General features: G+C 57.5%; 25 protein-coding genes. 7 read left to right on the top strand and 18 right to left on the bottom strand.

The annotated features are described in order from the left end of the window. Position 1 precedes the first annotated feature (1 nt). The 15 genes from FPZ52_RS12115 to FPZ52_RS12045 all read right to left on the bottom strand — a co-directional run bounded on the left by FPZ52_RS12115 (position 2) and on the right by FPZ52_RS12045 (position 15058). Positions 2-2080 (bottom strand): hydantoinase/oxoprolinase family protein, encoded by a 2079-nt coding sequence (locus FPZ52_RS12115; RefSeq protein WP_146365870.1) that lies wholly within the window; start codon positions 2078-2080, stop codon positions 2-4. Continuing rightward, positions 2080-2571 carry a GAF domain-containing protein gene (locus FPZ52_RS12110; protein ID WP_146365869.1) on the bottom strand — a complete coding sequence of 164 codons (492 nt, stop codon included), beginning with the start codon at positions 2569-2571 and terminating at the stop codon, positions 2080-2082. Before FPZ52_RS12110 ends, FPZ52_RS12115 begins: the two co-directional genes overlap by 1 nt. Continuing rightward, positions 2568-3374: an ABC transporter ATP-binding protein gene (locus FPZ52_RS12105; RefSeq protein ID WP_146365868.1), complete on the bottom strand. Its 807-nt coding sequence runs from the start codon at positions 3372-3374 to the stop codon at positions 2568-2570. The genes FPZ52_RS12110 and FPZ52_RS12105 overlap by 4 nt, the downstream gene beginning before the upstream one ends. Further along, entirely contained in the window at positions 3371-4243 is an 873-nt protein-coding gene (locus FPZ52_RS12100) for an ABC transporter ATP-binding protein (RefSeq protein ID WP_146365867.1), read from the bottom strand. The genes FPZ52_RS12105 and FPZ52_RS12100 overlap by 4 nt, the downstream gene beginning before the upstream one ends. Beyond that, entirely contained in the window at positions 4240-5073 is an 834-nt protein-coding gene (locus FPZ52_RS12095; protein ID WP_146365866.1) for an ABC transporter permease, read from the bottom strand. The genes FPZ52_RS12100 and FPZ52_RS12095 overlap by 4 nt, the downstream gene beginning before the upstream one ends. Next, complete coding sequence (locus tag FPZ52_RS12090) at positions 5070-6098, bottom strand: ABC transporter permease (protein WP_146365865.1); 1029 nt, start codon at positions 6096-6098, stop codon at positions 5070-5072. The genes FPZ52_RS12095 and FPZ52_RS12090 overlap by 4 nt, the downstream gene beginning before the upstream one ends. A gap of 64 nt (positions 6099-6162) precedes the next feature. Beyond that, on the bottom strand, positions 6163-7758 hold the full coding sequence (locus FPZ52_RS12085; protein WP_146365864.1) for an ABC transporter substrate-binding protein: 1596 nt from the start codon (positions 7756-7758) through the stop codon (positions 6163-6165). Position 7759: 1 nt separating this feature from the next. Further along, positions 7760-8395, bottom strand: coding sequence for a helix-turn-helix domain-containing protein (locus FPZ52_RS12080; protein ID WP_146365863.1), 636 nt, complete (start codon positions 8393-8395; stop codon positions 7760-7762). 778 nt (positions 8396-9173) lie between these two features. Continuing rightward, positions 9174-9464 (bottom strand): hypothetical protein, encoded by a 291-nt coding sequence (locus FPZ52_RS12075; protein WP_146365862.1) that lies wholly within the window; start codon positions 9462-9464, stop codon positions 9174-9176. Between the two features lie 556 nt (positions 9465-10020). Further along, positions 10021-10872 (bottom strand): ROK family protein, encoded by an 852-nt coding sequence (locus FPZ52_RS12070; protein WP_146365861.1) that lies wholly within the window; start codon positions 10870-10872, stop codon positions 10021-10023. After that, complete coding sequence (locus tag FPZ52_RS12065; protein WP_146365860.1) at positions 10872-11543, bottom strand: N-acetylmannosamine-6-phosphate 2-epimerase; 672 nt, start codon at positions 11541-11543, stop codon at positions 10872-10874. Before FPZ52_RS12065 ends, FPZ52_RS12070 begins: the two co-directional genes overlap by 1 nt. After that, positions 11540-12814: a TRAP transporter large permease gene (locus FPZ52_RS12060; RefSeq protein ID WP_146365859.1), complete on the bottom strand. Its 1275-nt coding sequence runs from the start codon at positions 12812-12814 to the stop codon at positions 11540-11542. The genes FPZ52_RS12065 and FPZ52_RS12060 overlap by 4 nt, the downstream gene beginning before the upstream one ends. Beyond that, the gene (locus FPZ52_RS12055; RefSeq protein ID WP_146365858.1) at positions 12811-13296 is read right to left on the bottom strand and encodes a TRAP transporter small permease; all 486 of its coding nucleotides are present in this window, start codon (positions 13294-13296) and stop codon (positions 12811-12813) included. Before FPZ52_RS12055 ends, FPZ52_RS12060 begins: the two co-directional genes overlap by 4 nt. A gap of 52 nt (positions 13297-13348) precedes the next feature. Further along, entirely contained in the window at positions 13349-14308 is a 960-nt protein-coding gene (locus FPZ52_RS12050; RefSeq protein ID WP_146365857.1) for a sialic acid TRAP transporter substrate-binding protein SiaP, read from the bottom strand. A 27-nt stretch (positions 14309-14335) separates the two neighbouring features. Continuing rightward, positions 14336-15058: an FCD domain-containing protein gene (locus FPZ52_RS12045; RefSeq protein ID WP_146365856.1), complete on the bottom strand. Its 723-nt coding sequence runs from the start codon at positions 15056-15058 to the stop codon at positions 14336-14338. A gap of 114 nt (positions 15059-15172) precedes the next feature. Here FPZ52_RS12045 and FPZ52_RS12040 point away from each other — a divergent pair, with 114 nt between their 5' ends. Continuing rightward, positions 15173-16063, top strand: coding sequence for a dihydrodipicolinate synthase family protein (locus FPZ52_RS12040; protein WP_146365855.1), 891 nt, complete (start codon positions 15173-15175; stop codon positions 16061-16063). A 333-nt stretch (positions 16064-16396) separates the two neighbouring features. On the opposite strand, the gene FPZ52_RS12035 is transcribed toward FPZ52_RS12040, so the two are convergent. Genes FPZ52_RS12035 through FPZ52_RS12025 form a run of 3 tightly spaced genes read right to left on the bottom strand, consistent with a single transcriptional unit; the run spans position 16397 to position 18743 of the window. After that, complete coding sequence (locus FPZ52_RS12035; protein ID WP_146365854.1) at positions 16397-17416, bottom strand: LacI family DNA-binding transcriptional regulator; 1020 nt, start codon at positions 17414-17416, stop codon at positions 16397-16399. 6 nt (positions 17417-17422) lie between these two features. Further along, the gene (locus FPZ52_RS12030; RefSeq protein WP_146365853.1) at positions 17423-17866 is read right to left on the bottom strand and encodes a VOC family protein; all 444 of its coding nucleotides are present in this window, start codon (positions 17864-17866) and stop codon (positions 17423-17425) included. Positions 17867-17921: 55 nt separating this feature from the next. Beyond that, the gene (locus tag FPZ52_RS12025; protein ID WP_240804464.1) at positions 17922-18743 is read right to left on the bottom strand and encodes an aldo/keto reductase; all 822 of its coding nucleotides are present in this window, start codon (positions 18741-18743) and stop codon (positions 17922-17924) included. Between the two features lie 245 nt (positions 18744-18988). On the opposite strand from FPZ52_RS12025, the gene FPZ52_RS12020 reads away from it, so the two are divergent. From FPZ52_RS12020 to FPZ52_RS11995, 6 genes are all read left to right on the top strand, one after another. Then, positions 18989-19825 carry a carbohydrate ABC transporter permease gene (locus FPZ52_RS12020; protein WP_338052821.1) on the top strand — a complete coding sequence of 279 codons (837 nt, stop codon included), beginning with the start codon at positions 18989-18991 and terminating at the stop codon, positions 19823-19825. Further along, the gene (locus FPZ52_RS12015; RefSeq protein WP_146365852.1) at positions 19822-20757 is read left to right on the top strand and encodes a carbohydrate ABC transporter permease; all 936 of its coding nucleotides are present in this window, start codon (positions 19822-19824) and stop codon (positions 20755-20757) included. Before FPZ52_RS12020 ends, FPZ52_RS12015 begins: the two co-directional genes overlap by 4 nt. 5 nt (positions 20758-20762) lie before the next feature. After that, entirely contained in the window at positions 20763-21863 is a 1101-nt protein-coding gene (locus FPZ52_RS12010; protein ID WP_146365851.1) for an ABC transporter ATP-binding protein, read from the top strand. A gap of 22 nt (positions 21864-21885) precedes the next feature. Next, the gene (locus FPZ52_RS12005; protein WP_146365850.1) at positions 21886-23130 is read left to right on the top strand and encodes an ABC transporter substrate-binding protein; all 1245 of its coding nucleotides are present in this window, start codon (positions 21886-21888) and stop codon (positions 23128-23130) included. Between the two features lie 65 nt (positions 23131-23195). Further along, positions 23196-23678: a VOC family protein gene (locus tag FPZ52_RS12000; protein ID WP_146365849.1), complete on the top strand. Its 483-nt coding sequence runs from the start codon at positions 23196-23198 to the stop codon at positions 23676-23678. Next, positions 23675-24430 (top strand): sugar phosphate isomerase/epimerase family protein, encoded by a 756-nt coding sequence (locus FPZ52_RS11995; RefSeq protein ID WP_146365848.1) that lies wholly within the window; start codon positions 23675-23677, stop codon positions 24428-24430. The genes FPZ52_RS12000 and FPZ52_RS11995 overlap by 4 nt, the downstream gene beginning before the upstream one ends. Positions 24431-24439 lie beyond the last annotated feature (9 nt).

Genomic DNA, 24439 nt, shown 5'->3' with positions numbered 1-24439 from the left:
CTCATTCTCCCGCATTGAGCGTGATGTGGATGTTGCGGTAGGCGTCGATTTCCACGGTGTTGCGCGGATGGATGACGATGGTGGTGCCCGGATCTTCGACGATGGCGGGGCCGTTGAAGCTCATTCCCGGTTCCAGCTTCTCACCGTCATAGATCGTGGCAACGTGCTTGCCTTCGAGCGCGTAGTCGACTTCGCGGTCGCCTTTCACTGCTTCGGATACCGGAGTGCCCTTCGGCTCTTCGGGCTTCATTTCCAGCTTGCCGACCTCGGCCATCGCGACCAGGTGAATGCCGACCAGTTCCACGGGCGCGTCGAGACGATAGGTGTATTCGCGCTCATAGGTTTCATGGAAATCCTGCGCAATCTTGCCCAGTGCCGCGTCGGTAACGGGGCCGTCTAGCAGAACCTCGGTGGTGTGTTCCTGGTTCTGATAGCGGAACTTGCCGTAGCGCAGGAATTTCACCTTGTCGCCGGATATCCCCTCGGCCTCGAAGGTGCTACTTGCCTCTTTCTCGGTTTCGGCAAAAAGCGATTCAATGGCGGCACCGCCGCCTGCGTTCAGATCGATCAGGCGCGTGACAAAGAAGTCCCGGCGCAGGTCGGACATCATCATGCCCCAGGCGGAAAACACCGACGCCGCAGATGGCACGACAACCTTCTTGACCTGAAGCTCCTGGCCAAGCGCCACGGCATGCATGGCGCCGCCACCGCCGAAGGCCACCAACGTGAAGTCACGCGGATCATGACCACGGTTGAGCGAAACCAGTTTCAGCGCGTTGACCATGTTGTTGTTGGCAATGCGGATGATACCCTGGGCCGCTTCATCGGCGCTGACCCCCAGATTTGCGGCCAACTCGGTCATGGCTTTTTCGGTCGCCGCCATATCCGCGTCGATCGCGCCACCGCAGAAATAATCGCGGTTTATGCGGCCAAGCCAGAGATTGGCGTCCGTCGTGGTGGCCTTGTCACCACCTTTCCCATAGGCCGCCGGACCCGGAAGCGCGCCAGCCGATTGCGGCCCCACATGCAGTTTTCCGAAATCGTCGACCCAGGCAATCGAGCCGCCGCCATTGCCGATTTCAACCAGATCCACGACTGGCACCATCATGGGGTAACCCGCAGATTTGCGCGACCGTTCGATCCAGTAATCGGTCATGATGCGGACCTGACCGTTCTCGATCAGCGAACACTTTGCCGTAGTGCCCCCGATGTCGAGCGCCAGAACATTCGGCTCGCCGATCAGCTTGCCAAGTTCCGCAGCCCCCCAGAAGCCCGAAGCGGGTCCGGATTCAACGATGGTAATGGGTGTTTGCGACGTCTTTTCCAACGAGTCCACACCGCAATTCGACTGCATGATATAGAGGTTCTTGTCGAACCCCTTGCCCGTCAGACCTGCATTCAGCTTGCCCAGATATTTCTGGGCAACGGGTTGCACGTAAGCCGACAGGACTGCGGTGTTGGTGCGTTCGTATTCGCGCCATTCCCGGGTGATCTGGTGCGAGGCAACAACCGAAACCTCGGGCCACAGACGCTGCACTTCCGCCAGCGCTGCTTCTTCATGCGCGGTGTTGGTGTAGGAATGCAGGAAGCTGATGGCTACCGCCTGAACGCCGTCAGCCTTGAACTGGTCAAGGATCTTGGCAAGGCCCGAAAGGTCAAGCGGCGTGACCTCGTCCCCGGTATAGCTGACACGCCCAGGCAGTTCGGCGCGCAGATGGCGCGGCACGAACGGCTCCGGCTTTTCATAGTGCAGGTTGAAAAAGTCGGGACGGTTGCCGCGCGCGATTTCCAGCGTGTCGCGGAAGCCTTCCGTGGTAATCAGCCCGACGGTGACGCCCTTGCGCTCGGTCAGTGCGTTGATCACCACTGTCGTGCCATGCGCAAGGAAATCAACCGACGCCGGGTCGACGCCTGCCTTGTCCAATACGTTCAGCACACCGTTTTCGAAATCAGGCGGTGTTGTGTCGGATTTGGCGGTGATGATACGGGATTCGCCCGTGTCGGTATCGGTTTCGAAGCAGACCAGGTCGGTAAATGTTCCACCTACATCGGTGGCAACGCGTCGCGTGATGTTGACCATTACTTCTCTCCTTCGTTTCGGGTGGCGGCGGCCATCAGGAACGCGATGGCGCCGGGCAGTTTGAGCGATTGTGCGGCGGCGACACGGTCAGGGGTGTAGTGCCCCGCATCATGCAGGCAGTTCAGCGTGCCTTTCAGTTCGCCGTCGATCACGATGGGCAGGTTCAGGACGGATTCGCAGCCCAGAGCAGCGATATATTCGTGATCGGAGAAGACGTCCGCGAATTCCTCGACCGAATTGGCGACGAAGGGTTCTCCGCGACCGACAACCTGATCGGTCCAGCGATCGTAGTGAAACGGCTTTTCGCCAGTAACCGGATAGGCGTCAGGCATGTTGGAATAGGACCGCCACGATACTTCACGATCCGTGTCGCGTTCCATGATCGTGAAAAGCTTCACCCCGATGGTGTCGTTCACAAGGGTTTCCAGTGCCTTGAAGGTCGCTTCGGGTTGGTTGCCGGACGTGGCGACTGCGGTCGCAAGGTCGTTCATTGGCTGCTCTCCATCGAAAGGGTGCGCCGTAGCGCGATTTCTTCGTCCGCGACGACGGGCACGGCACCGATCAGGTCGCGGGTGTAGGGTTCCTGCGGGGTCTCGAAAATGTCTTGCGTGGCGGCACATTCCACCAGCGCGCCGGATTGAAACACGGCCACGCGGTCGGCGATATTGCGCACCACCGACAAATCATGGGTAATGAATAGATAGGTCAGGCCACGCTTGCGGCGCAGGTCATCCAGAAGCCTGAGAACACGTGCCTGCACAAGCACATCGAGCGCCGAGGTTGGTTCGTCCAGAACGACAAGCCTTGAATCGCAGGCCAACGCCCTGGCGATGGCGACACGCTGACGTTGCCCACCCGAAAGTGCGGCAGGGGGGCGATTGCGGAACTCGGCGGGCAGACCTACTTCTTCGAGCGCGGCTTCGACCATCTTCCAGCGCTCGCCGGGCTTGCCGATGCCGTAAACGTCCAGCCCAAGCCGGATGGATGCGCCGACGGTACGCTTGGGGTTCAGCGATGACAGCGGGTTTTGCTGAACCAGCTGGATCGCGCGCCGGTGCTCAAGCTTGCGTTTGGCTGGCAGTGCGGCGCCTTCGAATTCGATCTGCCCGGACGTCGGAGGGAAAATGCCAAGGATCATGTTGGCAAGCGTCGTCTTGCCGGACCCGGATTCACCGACGATGGCAAGGCATTCACCTGCCGAGACATCGAAGCTGACATTTCGGGCGGCGTGAACGACATGTTCGTCGTTTCCAAAAGTCTTGTTGACTGATTTGAGTGACAGGATCGGGATCATGACTTGTTCTCCGAATGGCTCACCAACGGATCAAGGAAGGCGTCCGACGTATCGGCGATGTCTGGTATCCCGCCGCCGGTAATGCGCGGAACGGCAGACATAAGCGCGCGCGTGTACGCGTGGCCGGGATTGGCGAAAACGGCCTCGGTCGGACCCTCTTCGACGATGTTGCCGCGATAGATCACGTAGATCCGGTCGGCAAATTCGCGCACGACACCAAGGTTGTGCGAAATGAACAGCACCGCAGTGTCGTTGCTTTCGACCATTTCGCGCATCAGCTTCAGCGTTTGCGCCTGCACTGTGACATCCAGCGCGGTCCCCGGTTCGTCGGCGATCAGCAAAGAGGGGTGGTTGGCCAGTGCCATCGCGATCACGACACGCTGGTTCATACCCCCCGACAACTGAAACGGATAGGAATCGAGCACCCGTGCCGGGTTCGGGATGTGCACGGAATCCAGCAATTCACTTGCACGGGCGCGTGCCTCGCTGTCCGTCAGTTTCTCCTCGCGACGGCGCAAGACTTCGGCGAACTGGTTGGCAACGGTGAAGACGGGATTAAGCGACGATGTCGGGTCCTGGAAGATCATGGACATGTCGGTGCCGCGCAGCGCATGCCATTGGCGCCGACTGAGATGGTTCAGATCCTGGCCGTTGAAATGCAGCTCACCCGTAATCCGTGCGGCGCGCAGTTCCTGCAGAAGCCCTAGGATGATCCGCGCCGTGACCGATTTGCCCGATCCCGATTCACCGACCAGCGCCACACGTTCGCCTTTCGCGATGGACAGTGAAATGCCGTGAAGTACCTTGGTGAAACCGACATAACCTTTGAAGCCGAGCTCGAGATTGCGAATATCCAGAACGTTGCTCATTGCTCGGTCCCCAGGATTTCGCGCAGGGCGTCGCCCACGAGGTTGAAACCGAACACCGCAACCAGGATGGCGAGGCCCGGGAAGACGGTCAGCCACCAGCTGTCGGGCAGGTACTTTGCCCCTTCGGCTACCATGGAGCCCAAGTCCGGAGTGGGCGGTTGGACACCAAGGCCAAGGAAGGACAAAGACGAGGCGATGATGATGACGAAACCCATATCCAGCGTCATCTTGGTCAGCACTGCAGGCAGGCAGTTCGGCAAGATTTCACGAAATGCGATATGCGCGGTTGAGGCACCTATCACCTCGGCGGCCAGCACATAGCCTTCTTCCCGTTCCGATCGTGCGACGTTGTAGACAAGGCGCGCATACCACGGCCACCACATCGCCGTGACAGCGAGCATCGCGTTGAACAGCGTGGGCTCCAACACGCCCATCATCGCGATCGCCAGGACCAGCGGCGGGATGGACAGGAAGATATCCGTAAGGCGCATCAGCACGAAATCGGCCTTGCCGCCGATATATCCTGCCATCAGCCCCACCACGACACCGATGGGAACAGAGATGGCCAGAACCACCACGCCGAGGATCAGCGAAATGCGATAGGCATAGATGATGCGGCTGAACAGGTCACGGCCGACAAGGTCCGTGCCCATGATGTTGCGCGCGTTTGGTGGTTGATTGAAGTACACGAAGTCGACAACGGACCCCTTGTGCTCGGGGAAAGGTGCGATGAGGTCGGCGAAAACGGCCAAGACCACGACCAGCGTGACGAGGATCACACCCAGAAGCGACAATGGGTTCTTGAGAAGGATCATCAGGGTGCGTTTCATGAGGCGCCCCTTTGCGAATAACGAATGCGTGGATTGAGAAAGGCGATCAACAGATCAACGATGAGGTTCACGATCAGGAACGTCGCCGAAATGATCAGGACCGTCCCGATGATCGCATTCAGATCCTTGCGCAGGATCACGTTGACGCCGTACCGGGACAGACCCGGCCATGCGAAGACGGCCTCAACCAGAAAGGCGTTGCCGAGCATGGCCGCGAAGTCTAGTCCGATGACGGTCAGCGACGGGATCAGGGACGGTTTGAAGGCGTAACGGTTCGCGATCCGGCGCGCTTTGAAGCCATAGGCCTGCGCCATCTCGATATAGGGCTTGTCGTAGGTCTCGATCATGTTCGCCCGTGTCAGGCGCGCGGCTTGACCAATGCCGGACAGGGCTAGGGCGAAGGCGGGCAGGATGATGTGCCAGGCGGCATCGCCGAAAGCCTTGAAGTTTCCTGCAACCAGCGTGTCGATCAGCAGGAACCCGGTATGACGCTGGATCTCGTAGACGTCGCTGATGCGGCCCGCGATAGGGAAGATCGGAAGGAAATAGGCGAACAGCAACATCAGGATAACCGCCCACACGAAGCTGGGCGCGGACACGCCAAGCAGGGATAACAGCCGGATCAGGTGATCCGCCGCCTTTCCGCGAAACCGTGCCGACCAGATGCCCAGGGGCAGCCCGATACCGACCATCATGATGCCAGCGACGATGACCAGTTCCAGCGTGGCGGGCAGAAATTCCGCGATGTCGGTGGTGACGGGGCGGTTGGTGTAAAGCGAAACACCCAGATCGCCGCGCGCCAGATCCTTGAGGAATTGTCCGTATTGAACGTAGATCGGCTCATCAAGGTGCAGATCGGTCCGCAGCTTCTCGATCTGTTCGGCCGTGGCGTTGGGTCCAAGTGCGATGCGGGCCGGGTCCCCGGGGATCACGCGCGCGATGCCGAAGATCAGCATCGAGACGCCCACGAGAACGATCAAAGAGATCCCGAGCCGCCGGAGAAGGAGTCTTAAGACCGGTGACATTTTGCGCTCCAGAAATGTGGTGAGCGGTCGGCGGACATCATCCCGCCGACCCGGTAGACGAGGCTTACTCGGTCATTTCCATGAGCCGGAACGTGAAGCCCATCGCATCAAGACCGAAGGCATGCGCGTCGTCGCTCAGGGCAGGGACGCTGACTCGGTCACTTGCCGCGAATACGGCCTGTTCGTCATAGGCGTAGATCGTGGGCGCCAGTTCCAGAAGCCGGGCGTTCAACTTGGAATAGGCCACTTCGCGTGCCTCGTCGGTCTCTGCCTTGCGCCCTTCCTCGAGATACTGATCGACCTCCGCGTCGTTCAGGTATTCCGGTGATTGCCAGGTACCCGCAGCCGAGGAATGATACATGCCGTACAGCAATGTATCGGGGTCGCCGGTTACCGCATTGACGAAGAGCTGGCTGACATGCGGTGTGTTTTCCGGCTTCGCGACCGCCTCGGTAAAGAGAGCCCAGGGCATCTTGCGGATTTCGGACTTGATGCCAAGCTCATTGAGGTTGGACTGGAACAGCAGTGCAAAGCGTTCTTCCAGCGGGACTTCGGCGATCCAGGTCACTTCTATGTTCATCTCCGCCGGATCGTATTGGCAGGCGTCTAGGTATTCCTTTGCCTTGTCCATATCCTGCGCGCGTGCCTGGTCCTCGCCGTTCGCGCCGAACATGCCGACAGGGATCGCACCAGTCGACGGACGGCCGAGCGACACATCGGGCGTGATGGCGACCATGCGCAGTGCCGTGGAATAGTCGAAGGCATGGGCAAGCGCCTGACGGCAGTTCACGTCGTCAAGCGGCGGCTTTGTCGTGTTCAGCTTAAGATAGAACGCGCCGGAGCCGCCTTCCGTCAAAAGCTGGGCACCGTCATCGGCAAGCGATTTGATGACCTCGGGCGGCAGCCACTGGGATGCGATGTCGTGTTCGCCTTGCGACACAAGGGTCCGTACCGTCGCGGCCTCGAGGCTGTAACGCAGGCGCACGGTGTCGGGGGCCGCGGCAGGCACATCCAGGAAGTAGCTGTCGGCCTTTGCCATGACCGTTTCGTCCTGCGGATTGTGCGATGTGACGCTGTAGGCGCCGCTTCCGGCGCTGTGACCCGACAGATAGGCCTGTCCCCAGTCGCCCATATCGCCTTCGCCGTCGGCCAGGTTTTCCATGACGAGCGCCTTGTCGATGATCGGCAGGCGCACGAGCGATGCGATAAAGGGCGAATAGGGCTGGGTCAGCGAAAATTTGACGGTGTGGGTGTCAACGGCTTCGACCGTGTCCACGACATCGAACAGGTAGGACAGGCCCGCGCCGAGCGCTTTCATGCGTTCAAGCGAGAAAACCACATCTTCGGCGGTCAGCGGGTTGCCGCTTTGAAAGCTCACGTCATCGCGCAACACGAAGGTCAGTTCGGTGCCGTCCTGTGTCCAGCTTTCGGCCAAGTGGGGTGCGTATCCGGGGCCGCCCTGTGCCGGCAGAACCAGCGTGTCATACACGTTGAACATCAGGATGCTGTCGGCAGTATCCGTCGCTTTGGCCGGGTCCAGTTCACCCACCGCGACTTCGTCAAGCCGCAGAACGGTTTCGGCGTGCGCAATGGTTACGGGCGCCACGATCGCGGTGGCGGCCAGCAGGCTTGCGGCAAAGGAATTCTTCAGAAAGGTCATTCTACTCTCCGTTGGCTGGTTCGTTGGCTGTGGTGCCATTGGTATGGATGGGGTCCGGTTCTCCGTCGCCGAATACGTCCATCGTGCCGCACCACATGATTGTCGTGACATCGTCGGTATGGTTCCAGGTCGAATGGGTCCGGCGTGAATCGAAATGGATGGAATCCCCTTCGCGCAGGACGGAAACTTCCCCTTCGATTTCGACGGTGAGCTCTCCTGCCAGGACGAGCATCAGCTCCTCCCCGTCGTGGCTGATCGGTTCACCGCGATGGCCCGGCTTCTCATGGGTCAGCACAGCGCGGAGCGTGCTACCCGGAAAGCTTGCCGACAGGCGTTCGTAGCTGAGCGTTTCGCGACCCGTGGTGTAGGATACCCTGTTCGCCCGCCGGGTCAGATCCTGCGAACTGTCGGGTTGCGACAGGAACGCCCCGATCGGCTGATCAAGAACGTGGGCAATGCTGGCGAGCGACGAAAGCGACGGAACCGTAAGATCGCGTTCGACCTGCGAAATGAACCCGACAGAAAGTCCGGCCTGATCCGCCACTTGCTGCATCGTCATCAGCTTCTGCTTGCGTCGCGAACGCAGTTTCGTCCCCAGTGAGGGCACATCTTTTTCGACTGTGTCGTGATGGCTCATGGCACCCCAGAATTTTAGTAATAGTAAAAACTGGGCCGCGAAACGCTGCACTGTCAAGTTTTACTTATACTAAAAAACGGGAACGCATAACCGATACTGGGCCGGGCGGCACCGGAATCTCAGTGCTTTAAGAGACTTACAGCTATGCGGGCACAAGAAAACTCTGTCGGCCTCCCCGACACATTGTTAGCACATCGCACGGTTTCTCGACATAATACAAACGACTTCAGCGAGTAATAAGTGGCTGCATATCGTTGGGTGACGAATCGGTATCAAGCTCGCGGCATATAATACTCGCCCACTGAAGTGGTCCGGCGTTATGCTTGGGAAAGCGGGGGATCAGAATGGCCACGATGCAGCACAAACCGGAATAGATTACCACGAGGCTGCGACAGAACCCGACCTGCTCCATGCGGTCACGGGCTCCAGGGTCGCGGAAGAGGCAGCAAGCCGGTCTATTTCATTGAAACTGAGAGTGTTGCATGGATCGTTTCCGTTTCGGATCTGGTCCTTCGATCTGACTGCCGGATACCGGGATGCCTTTCAAATTCAACGCATCGCGGCGGGGGCATCGCATGCTCCCCTCGTCTGCCGCCGCCCAAGCCTTACCGATCAGCGGTGGCATCGGGCAGTCCCGCCCCTGCCGCCTGCCCAGCACCCCGTCGAAGTCGATGCCATGCTTCGACAGATCCGGTACCCACTGTGATACGCTACCATGACGCACCTCTCTGTCCGCCTGTTTGTTGGACCGTTGGACTGTTGGACCACCGGGTCATGACTATCCGGAGCGTTCCGTATCCATAAGTTTCGACCGGTCCAGCCGGTAGCTCCTCGGGCGGCTCCGAATTTTTGATGCGGGCAGCAACGTCCCGTGATGCCGACCCATCGCGGCATCAAGATCGCGGGCAAATGCAGCACCATTTTCGTACCCGTGAAGATCGTGAAGAAGTCCGTGGGGCCCAGGGTCTGCCGGAATCTCGATGATCCGCGCGGCCAGAGCATGGGGAACATCCTTGTTCTTTCGCCGCAGGTAGTATGCCAAGGGAAGCTCGGAGGTCGACAGCATCATCCGGCGCCAACGAAACCCCCATCCGGATCACGCGACGAAAGAACACACCCTGCCCCAAGATCCTCACCGATCGTAAGAAGCGCAGGGTGATGCCCGCTTGTGCCCTTGTCGTTGCATATGACGGGCCATCTGTGCGAGCCGTGACCCAAGGCGTCTCCAGAAGTTGCCCGTCGATGATTTCCATAAAGGCCAGGTTCTCGACGCTTTCACCGCGCGGCTGGCAGTAAAGGCTGGAGCACGCCAGCCACAGCAGGCTGCATTGGTGATTGATGCTGAGAACGGGATGATCCTGCTTCACCACCTAGCCACCAGTGCCGACCCTTGCTTCCGCGCGGATGTCTGCGGTTAGAGCCTCGATCTTCTTCTGCGTGTCGCCCAGTTGAACGGCCAGCAGGTTCAGGGCCTTGCGCGCCGGCCTGGGCAGAGGGGCCGCATTGTTCCGCTGATCACAAGGCCCTGCACCGCATTCGGTTGCGCGGCAACATGATCAACCATGAGACCCGCAGTATGTTGGGTGACGGCGGCGTGGTCCCGACAGATCAGAACTTTCATGGAACTATCCTTCCGGTAGCAAAGCGCCCAATAGCGCACTGTCCTGTCCCAGGGTTGCCAGTGTCAGCGGCACCCGAAACAGTGGAGGTTCCCTTTCAAGATGCATTTCCACGCGCGACAGATAGCCTTTGGCAAGCCCGACACTGCCACCAATGGCGACTCTGTCCAGCCCGAAGATGGCGGTCAGATCCCCGCAGAGCCGCGCAATTGCGGCAGCTGATCGATCGATGGCGACCTGGGCCTTTTGCGTTCTCGTCTCGAAAGCCTCCTTCGCATCCCGCGTACCTGCAAACGCAGCAATCGCGCGTCCTGAGGCGGTTACCTCCATGGTACCATATCGCCCGGATCCGCAGCGCGCCTCGCCAAGCGGGCTAGAGACAAACCCTACATGGCCAGCCAGACCGTTTCTGCTGTTCAGAAGACGGCCACTTAGAACCACTCCGCCACCAATACCGGTTGAAACCGTGAGATAGGCAAAATGATCAGCACCTATGCCAGCCCCCATCAATGCTTCGGCCAACGTGGCCGCTGCGGCGTCATTTCTTACAACGACGTTAGACCCGAAGCGGGCGCGCATCTGTTCTAGCAGGGGTTCTTCCCCAATACCCGGCAAAGTGTGTGCGTTCACGGCTTGCCATCGACCAGCGCCATCAACCCGTCCAGCAACCGCCACACCCAAATTGGCCCCGGCTTCAAATCCCAACCGATCGAGCAACGCGGCCATTGCATCCAATTGCGACCAAAAGCTGGCATCGCCATCCGTCGGGGTTTGCAACCGTTCCTCAATCCGACCTGCCGCAATACGAGCGGCGGCCGTTTTCGTGCCGCCCAGATCTACAGCGAACCCTTCCACCATCAGGATCTCCGGACCGCCTCGGCAAACCAGCCCGTGACGACTTCCAGGCGGGTCAACGCACTACCGACGGTGACAGCATCTGCCCCCGCGGCAATGGCTTTTTTCGCGAGATCAGGTGAATTGAAACGGCCTTCAGCCATGACGAAGCTGTCCAACCGGCGAAACTCCCGGATCAGACCGAAATCGGGCGCGTCATCGTCCCCAGCCGTTTCGTCTGTGTAACCCGAAAGTGTGGTCCCGATGATCGTGGCACCTTCAGCCATCGCAGTTTGAGCATCCTCAACGGTAGAGCAATCAGCCATCGCGATCGCTCCCCCGTCAAGTATCGCTGCCACGATATCCTCGCGACGATCTGACCTTGGGCGCCGGGTGGCATCATAGGCAACAATATCAGCCCCAGCTTCCAGCAACTCTTGTGCGTCTCTGACGGTCACCGTGATCCGCACAGGACTGTCGGGCAAATTCCGTTTCACAATACCAATGATCGGCACATTCACATGCGCACGCGTTGCTCTCAGGTTCTCCAGCCCTTCGATACGCAGCCCCGCTGCCCCGCCGGCCACCGCCGCCTGCGCCATTGCCGCGACGATTTCGGGCCTATCCATCGGGCCGTCATCAACGGGCTGGCAGGAGGCGATCAGGCCGCCTCGCAACTGATCCGGAACACTCATCGCATCAAACTCGGCAGGCCAGTCGCAAGGACAGGGAATACGCAGACCAGTATCAGCACCACCAGCGGAGGGATCAGCCAAGGCAAGATCGCCCGCGCCAGTTTCTGAAACGGAATCTCCCCCACCTGTGCCACGACAAACAGCGCCATACCCATCGGAGGGGTCAGGATCGAAATCATCAGGTTAAGGACAACAATGATGCCAAAATGAACCGGATCGACCCCGAAGCCCATAGCGATAGGAACGAGGATCGGCACAACGATCAGAAGGATCACAAGCGACTCAATGAACATCCCCAAGGCGAATATCATCAGATTAACAGCGATCAAAAAACTGAGGGGGCCATCCGCAATGGCCAGGAACATCGATGCGATTTGTTGCGGAGCCTGTTCCCGCGCCAATACATAGCCCAGCAGCGACACCCCCGCGATGATCGTCCCAATGCTGGCTGACGTTGCCGTGGTCTCGTAGATTGCGTCCCACAACCTGCGCCATGTCAGTTCGCGGTAGAATATCAGGTCGATCAGGATCGCATAGACAACAGTCACCGCAGCAGCTTCGGTTGGAGAGAACCAACCGCTGAATATCCCGCCTACGATCACCGCCGGGGTCAGCAGTGCCGGAAAGGACCGGATGAAGAGAGCGATCAATGCCCTGAATCCCAGCCATTGATCGCGCGGATAATCCCTCTTGAGTGCGATAATGTAGACCATCACCATCAAGGCCACCGCACAAAGCACACCGGGCACCACACCCCCCAGAAAAAGTTGCCCGATGGAGGTGTTCGAAATGACACCATAAAGCACCATCGTGATGGAAGGCGGCACCAGCGGCCCGATCATGGACGACGCGGCTGTTACTGAGCCCGCGAACTCCTCATCATAGCCCGCCTTGCGCATAGCTTCGATTTCCATCTTTCCCAGTCCGCCCGCGTCGGCCAGCGCCGATCCGGACATGCCGGAAAAGAAGAGGCTTGCCAGCACGTTCACATGCCCCAACCCGCCCCGGATATGACCAACTGCGGCGCGCGCGAACCCGAACAGAAGGTTTGTAATCCCTGCCCCGTTCAGGATTGCCGCCGCGAGGATAAAGAGGGGAACGGCCAACATGGGAAAACTATTCAGCCCATCAACCATGCGCGAAAGCGCAAAGGCGAGCCCCATACCGGACCAATAGAAGTAGCCCATCGAGACGAGGATCATCGAGATACCAATCGGGACCCCGGCCAGCACCATCAACAGCCACCCAATGGCAATTATAGCTAGGATCATAAAGTGACCTCCAGCTCTTCGGGGTCACGTCGATGGCCAAGACCCGTGATCCGCCGGATGACCCGATTTGCGACCAGGATCATCGCGATGAAACCGGAAGCGTAAAGAACCGCGTCGCTTACTGGAAGGGTAACGGATTCATTCGACCATGTACGCTGGACGGTCTTCCAGCCGATCCAGATCAAGTGAACAACAATGCCGAGATAGATAACATCAATAATCGTAAAAATTGCCACACGAATCCGTCGCCGCAGAGCTTCGACGAGGAAACCCATACGCAGTTGACTATCCGTGCGCTCCACCTCGGAGATGCCGATCATGGCCATCCACACCCAAAGCCAGCGTGCAGCTTCCTCGGTCCAGACGGGGCCAGTAAACAGTGCAGTACGACCCAGGATTTGCAGCATCACGATAAAGATGAGAGCGACAAACAGGAGCGACGCGGCAATCCCCTCAGCGCTGTACTTCCCCGGCGGCTTCATGATCTCTCTCCCCGATTGATCAGGCCGGGGCGCTATCCCCGACCTGAGGAGCTTATTTTGCGGTGACTTCAGCGATAGCGCCTTCACCGAACTCTTCTTCGAGCGTGTCGTAGTAAGGCTGCATTGCGGCTTTGAACGGTTCGAGATCCGGACGCGTCACTGTCAGGCCTTTCTCTTCGAACACTTCCAGAAGTTCTGCCTCGCCCTTCTGGATGAGATCATTGTTCAGCTGACCGCCCGCCGCGATTGCAGTGTTTACCCATTCTTTCTCCTGATCAGACAGTTCGTCCCAGACATGATTGCCGATCATGACCGACGACGATGCCACGAAGTGATTGGTCAGCGCCACGGAGCTTTGTACTTCGTAGAACTTCTGCGCATCGATCGTCGTGAGCGGGTTCTCTTGTGCATCGACCTGATTGGTCTGCAGCGCGAGGTACACTTCTGGAAAAGCCACCGGTGCAGGCGTCGCGCCCACGGCTTCGGCATAGGCGATCAGGAACGGCACGTTCGGCGTGCGCATCCGCAATCCCTTCATGTCTTCAATAGACTCAATGGGTTTGTTAGCAGTCGTCTGACGTGTGCCGTAATACCAGACATCAAGTACTTGCAGCCCGTTCTCGTCAAACTTCTCGGCCATCTTCTGGCCCCATGGACCAGCAACGATCTCTTTGAGCTGCTCATAGTCACTAACGACATAGGGTGCGCCGATCAGCTTCAATTCGGGGATTGTGTAGGACATATCCGGATAGCCGGTGATGACCATATCAAGTTCACCTGCCTGCACCTGCTGAACCATGGCCTTGAAATCACCTAGCGTGGCCGAAGGGAACAGATTGACTGTGAATTCGCCGCCCGAAACTTCCTCCAGAGTCTTCGCGAACTCCGCCGCGCCCTTATAGACCGGCGTTGCCTCATTATCCTGGGTGCCCAGTGTCAGTTCGCGTGCTTGCACGGTTGTGGCCAGCGCCAACGCCGCAGCACCAGTAATTAGAACGCATTTCATGTTCATGGTCTTTTCCTCCGCTATCGAAAATGTTCAGTGGTCTTGCGGCCCGTTGCGCCGCTTCGGGTTTTTGAGCCTTGCACGATAGGATCGGGCGAGATGCCGATCCATCACGTCAGTTGCCATCATAACGTCGCCGTTCAGCACCGCGTCGTAGATCGCGGTATGTTCATCGAACGCCATCGCGTCATGTCGCGCAGGATCATCAACTGCCGGACGTTGAGCCAGAAGCTCAGAAACAAACATGTCATGAAGCGTCAACATCACCGGATTGCCGACGATCGACACCAGCACACGATGAAAGGCGATGTCCGTGGCCGCAAATTGCGACGTACCGATAGCGGCCTCGTTGCGGATAAGTGCCTCTTGAAGGCGCGCGATCTGCGCCCGGTCACCACGCATCGCCGCTTCACGCGCGGCACCTGTTTCGATGAACTGGCGCATCTGCTCCAGGTGAGCACCGCTTTCGGTGCCACCTAGCAGATCGCGAATATGATCCGCAGCTGAATGGAGGATGGTTTGCAGCGACGGGCGGGCTGCCTTTGGCCTCCGACCACCTCCGCTGTCGAGAAAGCCGCGCATCTGCATGAGCGCCAACGCCTCTCGGATCGTCGGCCGCGACGTATCGAAGCGTTCGCAAAGTTGTCTCTCTGTCGGCAAGGCACCACCGACAGGGATCTCACCTTCTCTGATCTCCGAGATCAGCGCCTCGGCGATCACCTCGGGCATGCGCTCTGTGCTCGACAATTCGGTCATGACCCCTCCTTGGCCTGTCCGCTGTGCAATTTTGGTAATACCAGAATAACAGTTTGTCAAACCGTATTTGTTGTTTAGATAGGCGACAATGAATGAATCGCCGTGGAGCCCGAGATGACCAACCCCCTTTCCGGTATGTATGCCGCACTGATGACCGGCCTGAACGACGACGGAAGCTTTAGCCCCGATCGCCAGCACGCGTTGAATGAATATGTCCTGCGCCAGGGGCTTAGCGGTCTATATGTTGGCGGCAGCAGCGGAGAATCGGGCCTGCTCGGAACCGACGAGTTACTGGAGCAGCAGGAAGTGGTAGCCCTCGATTGTGAGAACACGACCCTAATTGCACATGTCGGAGCACCATCGCTGCGCGATTCAATCAAACTTGCAAGAAACGCAAAGAGGCTGGGATACCACGGGCTTTCGGCCCTGCCCCCACATTCCTACCCTTTCAGCGATGCTGAAATATTCGCCTACTACTCCGAGCTTCAAGGGGCCACCGATCTTCCGCTTATCGTCTACGAGGTGCCAGTCCGCACCGGGCGTCCCATTGCCATGGAGACACTGGTCGAGGTCCTGGATCTCCCGAATGTTGCCGGCCTCAAGTTTACATCGACCGACATGTTCAAGCTGTCGATGTTGCGTCGTCGTCGCCCGAGAGCCACACTCTTCTTCGGCTTCGACGAAATCTACCTTTCTGGCGCTGTTCTCGGCGCTGACGGTGGCATCGGAACCACTTATAATCTGCTCGGACGCCTCTATATGGCGCTGGATCGGGCGGTCCAGTCCGGCGACCTCCGTGAGGCGCAACGCCTTCAGGAGATTTCCGCCATTTTCGTCGAAGGTCTTCTGGAGACAGGCGTGCTACCCGGAATGAAAGCTGCGTTTCGAGCTCTCGGAATTGAGGTCGGTCCCACGCGCGCGCCCATGTTGATGCGCGCCGACGACGGCGACGCACGCATCGCCGAACTGGTTGCGCGCCCGGAAGTCGCAGAGTGGATCAGCTGAGCCGCAACAAATCGAACCCAACTGACAAGCTGCGCAACAATGGGAGGGAAGGATACCCAGTACGTCAACAAAGACCACTATCACAGGGCTTCTGACATTTCCCGTAACAGCGGGAAGTGTCGTGGAGGAATTGTCACAGTAACTTTGTCTGATGGTCAGAGCTTCCGGGCTACCGCCGGCAAGCAACAAGAAACAGAACAGATCGCGGCATTGCACAGCGAGCACGCCCGATGCGCTTTGTGGTAAGTATCTCGGGCCGGAAACTGACGTATCATCTGGGAATGGCGTGTGCAGCAACCAAATCGCGATGATCGCACCTGAAATCTCCGTGCCCTAAGCCTTCGGCATCGTACTTTGTCGCACGATCAAGTTCGGCTCGATCTGAAGGACATTCGGGGCAGGAAGCGCATCTTCACTTCGAATGAGGCCGATCACGCGCTCAACAGCCATGCTTGATACACGCTCGACATCGTAATCAACCGACGTGAGCGGTGTTGTGGCATATTCACCGAATTCGATATTGTCATAGCCAACGATGGAAAGGTTCTCCGGCACACGAATTCCGTGTTTCGTGCAATAGCGCAATACTCCCAGCGCGAGAGAGTCATTGGATGCGAACAAGCCCGAAAACCGCACATTTCGCGCCATGAGCTTGGCCATCGCCCAATAACCCGCAGCGACGGAATGGTCGGTCGGATCGATCTCTATGCTTCGGTCAATCTCCACACCGCAATCGGCATGAGCCTGACGATAACCTTCTATCTTTTCGGTATTTCCAAGCGTTTGCGCCCCATCGACCAAAGCAATCTTACGGTGCCCGATGTCCAACAAGTGTCGTGTTGCCGCGTAGGCCCCGGCCCGCTCATCCATGCTAACGGCGTCTATCCCGGCGTCGGGATCACCGACAAGCAGGACGACAGGATAATTCCGGTCCCGCAGCCGTTTGATGTGCTCAAGGCGCCGATGCGAGCAGGGGAATATCAGCATCCCGTCGGCGCGCCTTTGCCGAAACAACTCGACCATCTTGGCTTCTTCGGCGAGGTTGTTGTTCGACGTCGCAAACAAGGTGGCATATCCGCGTTTTGCCAACTCGGTTTCGATCGCTTGAGCAACATGTGTCAGCACAGGATTCTGAAGATCTGTGAGGATCAAGCCAATTGATTTGGTCTCGCGACTAACCAAAGATTGCGCAATCTGGTTCGGCAGATAATTTAGCTGGTCCGCCGCCAAGCGGATCTTTTTCCGGGTCTCTGGCGGAATCCGTGGGCTGTCCCGAAGAGCCAGCGACACAGTATTCACCGAAAACCCGGTATGTTCGGCAATATCTTTAAGGCGAGGACCAGCTTTACCCATAGGTGTCTATGCAGGTGCCTTCGCACGCATTTCGCGAATGGCTTTCAATTGCAGGCAATCTGGTGACATTTCCATCAATTCAATCCGGTTTCCGTCAGGATCAGCAATCCACGCTTGGCGGTTCCCGTCCAAGCCCGGTTTGATCGGCGAAGTCAATACGATACCGGCTTGTTCAAGCTTTGAGACCACAACGTCCAAATCATCAACGGTCAAGCACAGATGGTTCATTGCGTTCGCATTTGGACCCGGCGCCCGGTCACCTTCGGCACCGGGGAAAATTTCTATGTACTGATTGTCGGTAACCCGCAGATAGACGAGCCATGTGGACTCGTCGTCATTCCTGAGGCGCAGCATCTCGGGGAAATCCAACTTATCGCGATAGAACGCCAACGTCTGATCGAGATCCTTCACCTTGATGGCAACATGCCCGATGCTTGTAATGCCTTCCATTGTCTTCCTTTCGCAGGTTCGTGTTTATAGTAACGATAATACCACGTACATTGAGTTATCGGTTCGGATCCCAGTCGGGGCCCCAATCCGGATCGATAGAACGCGAATTCGCTGGAATCTTAGCAATGGCCGACAGGTCGGCTGGCGATAGTCGCAACTTCTGCGCTTCAAAATTGGACGTGATGTGCTGGGGTTGAGAAGACGTCGGAATAGCGGCAAACCCGTGGGCAAGCTCATAGGCGAGAGCAACCTGCTCAGGCGTGGCTCCCAATCGTTCCGCAACGGTGTTCAAGGTAGAATTGCGTCTCGCCAACCCTTTTGCAAGCGGTTGATAACATGTCACCAGAATTCCGTTTTCTTTGCACCAGTCAGTAACATTACGATTTTGAAACAGCGGGTTGCACTCAATCTGGTTGGTGAACAGTGTATCCCGCCCGACAGTATCAAGCGCCTCGCCCAACATCGAGATGGTGAAGTTCGAGACACCGATCAAGCGTGTCAGACCAGCTTCCTGAGCCTGCACAAGCTGCGGCAGATAATCCCTGAGTGGGCGGTCGCCATTCGGCGCGGGCCAATGAATCAGCGCCAGGTCAACCTGGTCCAGGCCGAGTTGGCCGAGACTCCGTTCCAGGGACGGGACCAATTTGCCCGGCGCGAAATTCTCAGGGGTCACCTTGGTCGTGACGAAAACTGAGTCGCGATCCACGCCGGATGCTTTCAAAGCGGCGCCGGTCTCATGCTCGGTATCATAGCTCTGCGCGGTATCCAGGTGGCGGTACCCGATCTCAAGGGCATATTCGATAGCCCTCTGTCCATCTATGCCGGTTCGACCATATGTACCAAAGCCAAGCATCTGATTAGGTTTTATTTTATCCAAGTTGTAGCTCCCTACCCGTCTGTTTCGCCTTCGCTATTTCAGCCAAAACTAGAAGATATTCCTCGCTTTCGTAAATCTGGCACTTGACGAAACGAACGCTTCTTGCTCAGTATTAGCGCTAATACTGTAACCGTGCAAGGGCCGTGGAGATGGGCACGCAGGGTTCGGTAAGGGAGGATAGAATGAAGATTAGGTGGAGTCGGACGACGCCGCAGCTCGCGCTTGGGCCGGCCGTAATACTCACAATGATCGCGTTCGTCGGGTCAATTGCCTGGACGATATATGTGTCTTTCACAACAAGCCGTCGACTACCTGACTATGCGATCGACTGGTCAGAACCGCTTCGGCAATATTCGAGATTGTTTCGCGACTCCGCCTGGCAAACATCTTTATCCAACCTGATTATTCTCGCGCTTGGCAGTGCGCTGGCCATCGTGTTCGGCTTTCTTCTGGCGGCCATGATTGAGCGTGAGCGCCGTGGCGAAGACTTCTTCAGAACGGTCTTTTTGTATCCGCTGGCGGTCTCGCTCATTGTCACGGGGGTTGCATGGCGCTGGATCTTCAATCCGCAGCTCGGCATCGAGCACTTCCTTCATGGACTGGGATGGACGTCCGTTAACTTCAACTGGTTGGCCGACGGTGACACGGCAATGTATGCCATCATTCTGGCGAGCGTCTGGCAAAGCTCGGGCTTCTACATGGCATTGATGCTGGCAGGGCTCAAAAGCATTCCTGACGAAATATGGAGCGCGGCGCGTCTGGACGGTGTCAGCCTTTGGCGCGTGTATCTCGAAATCATCATCCCGATGATGAAGTTTACATTCCTGACCTGCGCCATCCTGCTCTCGCTGGGTGTGATCAAGGCTTATGATATCGTTGTGGCAATGACGAATGGTGGTCCGGGTCAATCCACCTGGGTTCCCGCCTACTTCACCATCAACGCCATGACGAACAAGGGCAATCTCGGATACGCGTCTGCTGCGGCCACAATGATGCTCGTACTTACTCTGCTGGTCTTCCTGCCGTTGGTGTTGCTGACGGTATGGCAGCAGCGCCGCAAGAAAACCGGAGGCGCAGCATGAGCGACCAAAGCGCAATTCGCCCCGCAGTCAGCAGATCAAGGTCGGCATCAGAACGCGAAGTCGTGTTCCCAAGACCCAAGAAGCGCATCTCTGGGCGTTCGATAGCTGTTCTGTCGTTCTTGTTGGTTGCGGCTCTGTTCTTCTGTGTCCCGCTTTACGTACTGGTCGTCACATCGTTCAAATCCATGGATCAGATCAGGGAAGGCGCGATATTCGCCCTGCCCCGCATCTGGAACTGGGAAGCTTGGAATTTCGCATGGAATGAGGCGTGCTCCGGCATCACCTGCGAAGGATTGAAGGTCGGCTTCTGGAACTCGGTAAAAATCCTTTTTCCCTCCCTGATTGCCTCCATCTCGCTGTCTGCGATCACCGGCTATGCGTTGGCACTGTGGGACGTGAAATGGGCGGGTAGCTTTCTCTTCGCTCTGTTCATGGCGGCCTTCGTTCCCTTCCAGATCATCATGTATCCCCTGATCATCGTAACCGTGAATTTGGGTATCTACGGTTCTCTATGGGGCGTGGCGTTCATTCACACGGTCATGACCATGCCCATTCTAACGCTCATTTTCCGCAACTATTACAAAGATATCCCTGACGAGCTCATGAAGGCAGCGACACTCGACAGCGGCAACTTCTGGCGAATTTTCTTCGAAATCATCCTTCCAATGTCGGGCAACATCCTGATTGTCGTGCTCATCATGCAGATCACACACATCTGGAACGACTATCTTGTCGGTGTCACCTTCGGCGGGCTGGGCGCGGCTCCGATGACCGTCAACCTTGCCAACATGGTCACCGTGTCCACCGGCACCGTGTCCTACAACGTCAACATGGCTGCGGCACTGCTGACTGCCATTCCACCACTCGTCATCTATTTCCTGCTGGGCAAATTCTTCGTCCAGGGGATCTCTGCCGGCGCAATCAAGGGATAGTTCGGATGCCCAATCTTTCTTTCGAGTACATTGTCAAGAAATACGGCGATGTTACTGTCTTGGACGAGTTGCACCTCGCGATCGAGGACGGAGATTTCCTTGTCTTGCTCGGACCTTCGGGATGCGGAAAGACGACCTTGCTCAATCTATTGGCGGGCCTTACGGACCTGACGAGTGGTCGCATCATGGTCGGCGAACGAGATGTCAGCGATCTCGACCCGAAGGATCGCGGGCTGGCAATGGTTTTTCAGTCCTATGCCCTTTATCCGACCAAGACCGTACAAGGTAATTTGCGCTTCGGTCTGTCAGCGCGCAACCTGCCACAGGATGAAGTCGAACGCCGAATTCAATGGGCCGCCGAGCTGCTTCAGCTCGGCGCCTTGATGGGCCGTAAGCCGGGCCAACTGTCTGGCGGGCAACGCCAACGAGTCGCGATTGGCCGCGCTTTGGTGAAACACGCGGAGGTTCTGTTGTTCGACGAGCCGCTGTCAAATCTCGACGCCAAACTGCGGACTGAAATGCGAATGGAGATCAAGAAACTCCACGACCAGCTCAATCCCACCGTCGTTTATGTCACACACGACCAAATCGAAGCCATGACCATGGCAACCAAGATCGCAGTCATGAATGGCGGAGAAATTCAGCAGTTCGGCACTCCTGACGAAGTCTACGAAAAACCTGCCAACCTGTTCGTTGCCGGCTTCATCGGCTCGCCGCAGATGACGATTGTCGATTCGACGGTTGTCGCAGGTGATCGGGGCATTTCCGCCGAATTTACGACGGGAGAACGCATTGATCTTTCCGGATACGACTTCAACCTGCCACCCAAACCCGGAAGCATCGTGAAGATCGGGCTTCGTCCGGAACACTTTTCTGCGCCAAATGAGATGGAGGCCGATCCGGCCTGCACCTTGTCCTTACCGGTTGATGTGGTCGAGCGCACCGGCTCGGACACAATTGTCACACTGGCATTCGGCGACAAGCTGATGACAATTCGCACAGAGCCTGACAAGGCGGCGCGGCTGACCCGTGGCGATGTGGTTTCGGTCTCTTACCCCAAGAACAAGCTCAACATCTTCGATGTTCAAAGCGGACATCGCATCTAATGCTTCAATGAGGGAGGAAAGCATGTCAACGACCATAAGACTAACGGCTGCCACAGCTTTTGCGAGCTTGCTGGCCGCCAGCGTTCAAGCCGAAGAGCTGGTGATTTACCAAAAATGGTCTTCACCGGCTGAAGTGGCCGCGCTGAATGTATTGCATGAAGGTGCGGCTGAACTTGGCATTGAATGGATCGACATCACGATCCCCCATGATACGGGTTCAAACGTTAATCTGTTGAACCTCGTAACTGGCGGGAAGCCACCAAATATCTTCTCGGAGAACAATCCGGCCGTTTATCGCGATCTCGAACAGATGGGACTGGCGCGTCCCTTGACCTCTGACTTCGAAAAGGCCGGCGTGACACAGCACCTGCCGCCATCTGTGATCAAGTCGATCACGGTTGACGGCGAGATCATGAAGTTCCCGCTCGGCATCCATATCGATGGAATGCTGTTCTACAACAAGGAGGTTGCTGAAAAAGCGGGAGTATCACCAGAGGGCTGGACCTCTCTTGATGACATGCATGCCGACTTCGACAAGATTCGCGAGGCGGGTGCCGTCCCACTCGCCTTGGGTGCGCAGGCGTGGCAGATCGGTTACCTGACCCATGCGTTGATCGCCACCACGGGTGGTGTTGACCTGTTCGAAAGCATCTATGGACCCGAGCCGAAAGTTGAGGCGCTGGACGATCCTGCGGTGGCAGAGACCTTTGATTGGCTGCGTAAGTTCCAGCAAGCCGCTGATGAAGGATCGATCAACCGCGACTGGAACATGACCGCCAATACCGTGATCAATGGAGACGCACTGATGCAGATCCATGGCGACTGGATGAAAGGCGAATGGCTGGCAGCCGGGAAAGTACCGGGCAAGGACTTCGGATGCATCCAGATCCCGGGATCTAAGGCATTGTCGGTCACGGTTGATGCCTGGGGTTTGCTCGGCGATCAGCCTGAGGCGAAGGATAAGGCAGAACTCGATTTTGCACTTATGGCGGTTTCGCCCGAGATCAACGCGGAATTCGCCGCGAAGAAGGGCTCGACACCGGTACGTACTGACATTCCAACGGAAAATCTCGACGTCTGCTCGCAAGAGGTCATGACAATTCTCGAGGATCCGACCCATCAGGTCCAGAACCCTCACTCCATGGTTGACGCCGACTGGCAGAGCTCGGTCTGGGAAGTCGCTTTCAACTTCTGGAGCGACCCGGACATGTCCACCGAAGACGCGGTCTCTGAGTTGAAGAACAACTTCGACATCATCTTGAACTGAAATCGATTGGGGCTGGCCCATGACGGTCGGCCCCAGCCCCCTACCCCCAATGTACGAGAGCACCCATGGACACACGTCTGCTTGACCGCGACGAAGTGATGCAAATCTGCTTTGTCACTGATGACGTCGAAAAATCCGCACGTTGGTTTGCCGAACTGACCGGCAAGCCATTGCCCGAAGAGGGCCAGGCCGCCGGGCCGGAAGAGGCCAGGGCCATCTATCGCGGCGAACCAGCAACAGTCGGTTGCCGCATCATGATGTTCAAATTTGGCAACATCGACGTCGAATTCCTGCAGCCTGGACCAGAAAAATCGGCGTGGCGCGATCTGCTCGAAGAGAAGGGGCCAGGATGTCATCACATCGCATTTCGCACCCGCAATCTGACCAAGCGCAACGAGTATCTTGAGAGCAAGGGACATGAATTGCTTCAACGTGGTGAATTCGACGGCGGCCATGGACGCTATGCCTACTACGACACCGTGCGTGACCTCGGCATCATGATTGAACTTCTGGAATTCGACGCCGACAAAGAGGCCCAGAACCGATGAGCTACAAGATTTCCTACCAGCTCTATTCGTCGCGTAACTTTCCGCCGCTGAAGGACCAACTGTCGGTCCTGAAAGCAATGGGCTACGATGGCGTCGAGCCTTGGTTGCCTGCCTATGAAGAAGGGGCAGAGACACTCCGTCAGCAGATCGATGATGCCGGGCTCGCCTGCTACGGATTTCATATGCCTCTCGATGGTCTCGTCAACGAGCCCGCGAAATATGTCGAAATCGCGCAGGCATTGGGCGCAACGTATATGATCCCGCCTTTCGTTCCTGCCGAGCAAAGACAAGACACAACCGAATTCTGGCAAAGGATCGGCGAGCAACTGGCGACAGGTGCAGACTACGTGTCCAAGCACGGCTTGAAAGTGGTCTGGCACAACCATGATTTCGAATACGCCGCGCTCCCGGATGGCACGCGCCCGATCGAGCACATCCTGGGACAAAGCGACGACGTCCTGTTCGAAATCGATTGCGGATGGATCACGCGCGCGGGTGCTGATCCCGTCGCAGAGCTGGAACGCTATGCGGATCGGATCGCGGCAATTCAGCCGAAAGATACTGCACCACCGGGAACGGAAAAAGATGACGGGTGGGCGCCGACTGGCGACGGCATCATCGATTGGCCGCGCCTCGCGCCGTTGTTCAAAGAGACCTCCGCCCACCACATTGTCACAGAACACGATAACCCGTCCGACTGGAAGGAATTCGCGCAGCGTTCGATCACCTACCTGAAGTCCTTGGGACTTTGAAACGAAGGG

This window comes from Qingshengfaniella alkalisoli (assembly GCF_007855645.1).
Taxonomy (GTDB): Bacteria; Pseudomonadota; Alphaproteobacteria; order Rhodobacterales; family Rhodobacteraceae; genus Qingshengfaniella; species Qingshengfaniella alkalisoli.
Note: the sequence above shows the minus strand (reverse complement) of the source record. Positions and strands in the feature narration are given on the sequence as shown.